This window comes from Pseudoalteromonas sp. Z1A6 (assembly GCF_011378745.1).
In the GTDB taxonomy this organism is placed as follows: Bacteria; Pseudomonadota; Gammaproteobacteria; order Enterobacterales; family Alteromonadaceae; genus Pseudoalteromonas; species Pseudoalteromonas arctica.
Genome location: NZ_WTKW01000008.1, coordinates 21,272 through 28,660 on the forward strand (window position 1 = coordinate 21,272; position 7,389 = coordinate 28,660).

A 7,389-nucleotide genomic window follows, 5' to 3' on the forward strand; every position below is an offset into this window, starting at 1 on the left:
ATTACTGCTAAATCAACCTAATTGGTATTAGCACCAAAGTGCTGCAATGAAACAAGAGGCGAGAAATTCGCCTCAAGCATTAATTAAAACGATCCGCGAATACCAAACGCGTAACGTGAGCCATTATCTTCAACCGAATAGATTTGGTTAGCAAAACGACCCGTTTGTACTAACTCTTCTTCAGTGATGTTGATGCCTTCAGCAAAAATAGTGAAGTTTTCGTTAATATCGTAGCTTGCACTAATATCCCACTGACCGTAAGTTTCTACGTTCACTGGTTCACCGTTAAAACCATTATCAACTAAGCGTAAAAAACCTTCACGGTTGTTAAATGCAACACGTGCTTGCCAGTTATCTTGCTCATAAAATAATATTAAGTTTTGTGAATCGCCTAAACCTTCAAGTGCAAATGTTTGTGTGGTGTCTGCACCTACGCTAATGTCACTATCTACGACAGTCGCATTGGCTATAATACCAAAGCCATTTTCAAATATGTGCGTCACACCTACTTCGTAGCCAGTTACTTTAGCTGACTCACCATTTTGAGGGCGAGTTACTGTGTATATTTCTGAGCTACCATTAAGCTCATCATCTGCTTGACCTGTACAAGTGGTACACGCAAAACCAGGACCTGAGCGGTCAGCCATTTCAAATGTTTCTTCACCTGTTAGCGTAACAATAAAGTCATCGACTTCTTTACTAAATACTGCAAAGCTAAATAAGTTAGCGTCGTTGTAGTACCACTCGTAAGAAATATCCCAGTTTTCTGACTGGAATGGCTTAAGTGCAGGGTTACCACCATTTGCTGTTAAGTTTTGACGGCGTGGCTCGTTAAATGTAGTAGCAGGAGATAATTGAGACATCGTTGGACGAGTAATACTGTCGTACGTTGCAAAACGTAAAATCATATTGTCTTGCAGCTCTAACTTAACATTCAAAGATGGTAGTAAGTTTGAGTAGCTAGTGCCCTGTTCAATGTTCGTTGCTGGGCCAAATACGTTAGCAAATAATGTTGCATCAGTTGTTGGCACTACATCGCTAATAAAGCTTTGTACTGCCGCTACTTCAATATCAGTTTCTGAGTAACGTGCACCTAAATTAACAGTTACTGGCATATCAGCTAGGTCAAAACCAAGCGTAAAGTCCATGTATAAGCTAGTGATATCTTCGTTAATTGTGTAACGGTTATTTTGTAGTGTTGGCTCTACTGGGAAACCTTGATCGGCTAGGTAATCAAGCATTTTATCACCGTCGTAGGTGTAGAATGTATCGATTAAGCCTGGGAAGTAGTTGCTTGCTTGGTAAGCTTCAAAATCAATTGCATCAAGTGGTGCTTCAGTACCGTAACCACAGAACTGACATTGGGTACCATAAACTTGGAAGCTTGATTTTTCACGCTCTTGACGATAAGCACCAAAGTTAATGCGATCTACTGGGCCTTTATCTGGCACGTATTCAAAATCAGCTTTTACTTCAGTAATTTCATCTTCATCAGTAAACTGTAGACCCACTTCGTTATAGTGAAGGCGGGCAAGGCTTGGATCTGGCAATGAACCATTTTCAAAGCCATCATGCTGTACAGTAGGAATACTGCCTGTACCGTCAAAAGTATAACTATTAATAATACCGACAACGTTAAAGCGGTCAGTACCTGCACGGTCGTTTTCGGCTGTTGAACGAGATACATCAAATTTTGCTTTTAATGAATCATTTACTTGCCAATCAACGTTAATACCAAATGCTTTATTAGTTACATCACGTGAGTTACGTGTATGTGATACAAAGTCACTTGCAGGGTCGCCACTTGGCGCACCCAAACCAACGTCTTGAGAGAAAGTTAAAAGAGTGCCTGTTTCTGGATCAATCGTTGCGCTACCTACGCGGTCTGGTTCAAACCAAGAGGCTAAATCGCGTACTGTTGAATCAACTTCAAATTTTGAAATCATACCATCAACAGTAATCGTAACATCGTCAGATGGTGCGTATTGCAATACTAAACTTGCGTTTGTACGTTCACGGTCTTGCTCATCAACAACTTGATCCCAGTTACGCGGAATGTAGGCATTTTCAAACAATACACCATCTGTTGGATTAGAGATTGTTTGGCCGCCGCGCCAACCTGCCGTTAAAATTTGGTTATTTTGAAGTTTACGTTGTTGATTAGTGATGGCAAAAAGCACACCTAACTTATCATCGTTAAACGTATTACTTATTAAGAATGATGTTGATGGAGATACTTCTTCAGAAAGGCTTTCGTACATACCTTTAACTGAACCTAAAATATGTAAACCACCAAAGTCAAAAGGACGTGCTGTAGTTACGTTAACCGTACCACCAATGCCGCCTTCTTGAAGTGTTGCTGTATTACTTTTATAAATATCAGCACCGGTGATTTGGTCTGCTGCTAATACATCAAAATTAAATTCACGACCTGCACTGTCTGTCGCAATTTGACGACCATTAACAAGTACAGTATTAAATTGTGGACCAAAGCCACGAATAGTTACCGCTTGGCCTTCACCACCACTACGGTCAATTGCTACACCTGTAATACGTTGCAGAGATTCTGCTACGTTTAAATCAGGAAATTTACCAAGATCTTCTGCTTTAATCCCGTCTGTAACAACATTAGATGCTTTTTTATCTAACATTGAAGAACGTAAACTGCTGCGGATACCCGTTACTGCGATAACTTCAACATCTTCATTTACTACTGTAGGCGTATTGCCTTCAGCGCCTTGAGCTGCAACGTTTCCGCTTGCCAATATGCCAGTAATAGCAATACTGATCGCGGTTTTCTTGTTGAACGATAACTTATTGTTAATTATCATTTTTTAAAAACTCCTGATTGTGTGTAGTCGTTGTGTCGTTGTGGTAGTGTATATAGTTTCAAATACTATTTATATTATAAATACTTTAAACCGATAAAAAGTGCAACCTTTTCCTTAATTATGAGCATCATTTAATCACTGTATTTTTGCTTTTAATTTTCTTTAAATTAACATTGCAATGCTGTATTCACTCAGAAAAAGAGTAAATAATAACCTGTTCGTAATCCTCTCCCGGTAATAAATTAGCTTTAGGGTAATTTTCTCTATTTGGCGCATCAGGCCAATTTTGCGCTTCAAAACACAAAGCTTGACGTGCTTTAAATGGCGCGCCTACAAAGTTAGCGGTATAAAGCTGCATACCTGGCTGCGTACTTTTAAGTGTTAAATTAACCTTCGTGTGTGGCGAAGTTAACGTAGCCATCGTTTTTAAACTGCTGTCATCATTAAAAATATAGCAGTGATCAAAACCATTGCCAGCTTCTAGCTGAGAATGTGCGGCGCTTAATGCCTCACCAATTTGAGCTGATTTAGTAAAGTCAAAGCAGGTACCTGTAGCTAATGCGGCTTCATTGAGTGGAATACTGGTTTTATCGATAGGAAGATAGTGATTAGTGTTAATTTGTACACAATGTTCATTAATTGATTCGCTGCCATCAAGGTTAAAATAACAATGGTTAGTAAAATTAACGAGTGTTTCTTTGTTAGTTATCGCTTTAAAGCTCAGAGTAAGCTCGCCGTTTTTAGCACTAATCGTTTGCCAAACCTGCAACTCACCGGGGAACCCTTGTTCGCCATCGGGTGAGCAATAATAAAGCTCCACTTCACTTTCACTTTGTTTAGTTACTTGCCAAAGTACTTTATTAAAGCCTTTAACACCGCCGTGCAGGCTATTAGGGCCATTATTTGCTTCTAATTGATACAGTATACCAGATAAGTTAAAACGCCCCCCTGCAATGCGATTAGCGTATCGACCTACTGTTGCACCTAAGTAAAATGGGTTTTCAAGATAGTATTGAGGGTCATCGACGCTAAGCGTCATTTCTTGTTTTTTAAATTTAATGCTTTTTATGATTGCGCCAAATGGCAAAATTTCAGCTGTTAAGTTTTGACCATCACTGAGCTGAATAACTTGTAAAGGTTGGTTATTGGCAATAGATGTCACACGTATTCTCCAATCAAATTACCGAATTAACATTTCCTGTTATAACGGCGCAACAATATATAATATAAATAGTATATAACTGAAGCCTGTAACTCAATCTAAATACGTTAAAATTTCTCGACAAAAATCACAGCTGCCATCATATATTTACAATAATCCAGCTCAGTATGGGCTTATGTAAAATATAAGCCTCGTAAGGTTAACTGCTTTGGTAAATATGCTCGTTAAGCGCTGCTTTTTCGTCAATGCTAAGTGCTTGCTTTGATTTAGCAATAAAGTCGTACCTCACCATAATGGCCTTACCTATTGCGCAGCATTTATCGTGTTGCCACGCTTCTTGTCTCAGCGTAAAAGAGCTAGTGCCTATGTGCTCTACAGACGTTTTAACTGTTACCTCATGGCCGTAAAATAATTCACCGACAAATGATACTTCAACTTTGGCGATAATCAATTTCCAATCGTGTGGATTTAAGTCCGGTGTAAAAAACTTAAAAATAGGTCCACGTGCGACTTCAAACCATACTGGGAGTACGGTATTGTTAATGTGTCCGAGTGCATCTGTTTCGCTAAAGCGCGGCATCACTTTTTCAATAAACATAAAAATCCAATAATAATTATATAAAGGTAAACCATGACGGACTTTATACGCGTTGTTGATAACGCATTAAGCGATGAATTTTGCGATCAATTTATTACCATATTTGCGCAAAGCCCGCATGTAAAAAAAGGAGTGACATCGGGCGGTGTCGACTTAAAGAAAAAAGACAGCCACGACCTACACCTAAACAATCACCCCGAATATGCACAACAATTAAAACACATACAACAAACGACTGCACAGCATGTTTTTAAGTATGTTGAGGAGCATATTTTTATGCTGATTGGGGCGTTTGGTTTAAAGGTCTATCACCCAAAAGCAGGTGACGTAGTCGATTTAACCCAAGAGAATTTTGAAGAAGTAGGCAAACCGCAATTACCTTTGCTAGTTCAGCAAATTTTTAGACTCGGTAATATTCAGGCGCAAAAATACGAAGTAAATAAAGGTGGCTATCCTTACTGGCACAGTGAGGTTTACCCTCAGTTACAGCATAACGAGGCGTTGCATCGCGTGTTGCTCTTTATGTTTTATTTAAACGATGTAGAAGAAGGTGGTGAAACTGAGTTTTACTATCAAAATCGTAAAATCGCACCTAAAAAAGGCACTATGGTAATAGCCCCAAGCTACTTTACACATACTCATAGAGGTAATAAGCCAGTATCAAACGATAAGTATATTTTAACATCGTGGGTGTTGTTTAATCGTGCAGAACAAATATATGGTGCGCCAAAGAGTTAGCGCACCAAAACTTATATGATTAACCTAGTAGCTCATCAAATAAATCAAACAGTTGATCAAGCTCTTTAATGGTGTTGTAGTGCATACAACCAATGCGCACTACACCGCCTTTATTAAGCACACCTAGTTGCTTGCACAAACCTTGCGCATAAAAATTACCATCCCACACGCATATATGCTGTTTACCTAAAAACTCTGAAACAGCGCGCGGCTCAAGCCCTTCAAAAATCAAAGCAAAAGTAGGTGTACGCTCATTTAAGCGATCAAAGTCATCAATACCAAACAGCTTAATGCGTGGGTAGTTTACCAAGCGCGTTAAAAAGTGCTCACTAAGCGCCATTTCGTGCTGTTTAGTTTTAGCAAAAGCAACACTTAACTTTTCGCGGCGTGAATGGCTATCGTCAAGTTCGCTAATTGCTGCAATGTAATCAACAGCCGCGATAAAACCCGCCATTGCTTCAAAGCTTTGTGTGCCGGTTTCCCAACGACCTGGTGCTACGTCTTTAGCGGGTTCTACTTTATAAGGCGTAAACCCGTCTAAATGTTCTTTTTTACCGTAAACCATGCCTAAATGCGGGCCAAAAAACTTATATGCAGAGCAGGCTAAAAAGTCGCAATCAAGCGCTTGCACGTCAACAAGTTCGTGCGGTGCGTAATGCACGGCATCAACATAAACAAGTGCGCCTACAGCGTGAGCTAACTCTACAATACGTTTAATATTATTAATTGAACCTGTGGTATTTGAAGCGTAAGTTACCGCTACAAGCTTAGTGTTGCTGTTTAATAAGCTTTCAAATTGCACCATATCTAAGCTGCAATCTGCTTCGTTAATAAGCGCTGTATTTACCTTTACGCCTTTATCTTCTGCGGCTTGTTGCCACGACGATACATTTGAGAAATGATCGGCATTGGTTACAATTATTTCATCGCCAGCCTGCCAGTCACGTGAAATTGCACGGCTAAAGCTAAATGTTAGGCTGGTCATGTTTGGACCAAACACAATTTGTTGTGAGCTAGGTGCATTAAGTAAATCAGCGGCGGCTTGACGCGCATTCGCCATCAACTCAACCGTTTTATCACTTGAAAAAAACGCGCCACCTAAGTTCGAATTATAATGACCTAAATAAGCTGTCATCGCATTAAGCACCGATATTGGCACTTGCGAGCCACCTGGTCCGTCTAAAAATACGGGCGATTTACCATCAACGTTTTGCATTAATGCAGGAAACTGCTCACGTAATTGCGTTATGTTCATGCTTATTCCTTAAGACGTTAATACAAAACAATCCAGGTAACCTGGTTTGCTAGCATCAATTTTGTTCATAGGTGTTGCGTTATGCCACACTTGACGGTCATTTATTAATGCAAACATGCCGTCTTTTATTTCCATTTTAAAACAAGGCTCAGCTTGCTTGTTTTCGTATACAAGTAGCTCGCCGCCTTCTAAGTTCTCGTGAGAAACGCCGCATATACATACATGATCAAAACCATCTTGATGTACGCCTTCTGGCGCTGCTGGCGTATCACTGTTAATAGCAAGCATACGGAACTGATGAATTTCAATATCACGCTGCTCATCAATACCGGTAAGTTGGCGAAACTCATTTACAATGCTTTTCATGCCCTCTGACTCAAGTAAACTTTGCTCTAGGTTTTCGTAAGTACGCTCTACATTACCTTGAAAAGTATTAATTGAATCGTCTTGAACAAATGCTTTGGCTTGCTGTAGCTTTATTTCACCATCTTGCATTTTAACTACTGAGTAACGACGTTTACGAAAGGCGCCATCTGCATAAGGATTTGCAGGCAGGTTATCAAAAGAAGGCTTAACCAAATCAATATTTGCTTGGTTAACAAAACGTAGTTGCAGTAAATTCTGGTTGTTTAATGCTGTCATAAAATCTCGCCTAAAATAATGAGAATATTGATGAGGATTTTAATGCATTTTGATAGGAATTTTTGCGCGATTACTTACTTTAAAAGCAACTTAAGACTAGATTTAATACAATAATATAAAAAAAGAAGCATGAACTATCTAATATTTATTTTAGCCAATAAAA

At 39.3% G+C, this 7,389-nt stretch carries 6 protein-coding genes; 1 reads left to right on the top strand and 5 read right to left on the bottom strand.

Annotated features, from left to right (window positions below; all coding sequences use genetic code 11):
- Positions 1-83 precede the first annotated feature (83 nt).
- The 3 genes from GQR46_RS01090 to GQR46_RS01100 form a co-directional block, all read right to left on the bottom strand.
- Positions 84-2,831, bottom strand: a complete 2,748-nt coding sequence (locus GQR46_RS01090; protein ID WP_165728314.1) for a TonB-dependent receptor — start codon at positions 2,829-2,831, stop codon at positions 84-86.
- Between the two features lie 187 nt (positions 2,832-3,018).
- Positions 3,019-3,993: an aldose epimerase family protein gene (locus GQR46_RS01095; protein ID WP_165739437.1), complete on the bottom strand. Its 975-nt coding sequence runs from the start codon at positions 3,991-3,993 to the stop codon at positions 3,019-3,021.
- A 199-nt stretch (positions 3,994-4,192) separates the two neighbouring features.
- Complete coding sequence (locus GQR46_RS01100) at positions 4,193-4,591, bottom strand: acyl-CoA thioesterase (RefSeq protein ID WP_165728316.1); 399 nt, start codon at positions 4,589-4,591, stop codon at positions 4,193-4,195.
- Positions 4,592-4,624: 33 nt separating this feature from the next.
- On the opposite strand from GQR46_RS01100, the gene GQR46_RS01105 reads away from it, so the two are divergent.
- Complete coding sequence (locus GQR46_RS01105; protein ID WP_165739439.1) at positions 4,625-5,329, top strand: 2OG-Fe(II) oxygenase; 705 nt, start codon at positions 4,625-4,627, stop codon at positions 5,327-5,329.
- Positions 5,330-5,348: 19 nt separating this feature from the next.
- On the opposite strand, the gene GQR46_RS01110 is transcribed toward GQR46_RS01105, so the two are convergent.
- Positions 5,349-6,584 carry a cysteine desulfurase-like protein gene (locus GQR46_RS01110; protein ID WP_165739441.1) on the bottom strand — a complete coding sequence of 412 codons (1,236 nt, stop codon included), beginning with the start codon at positions 6,582-6,584 and terminating at the stop codon, positions 5,349-5,351.
- A gap of 9 nt (positions 6,585-6,593) precedes the next feature.
- Complete coding sequence (locus GQR46_RS01115; RefSeq protein WP_008167256.1) at positions 6,594-7,226, bottom strand: 2OG-Fe dioxygenase family protein; 633 nt, start codon at positions 7,224-7,226, stop codon at positions 6,594-6,596.
- Positions 7,227-7,389: the final 163 nt, after the last annotated feature.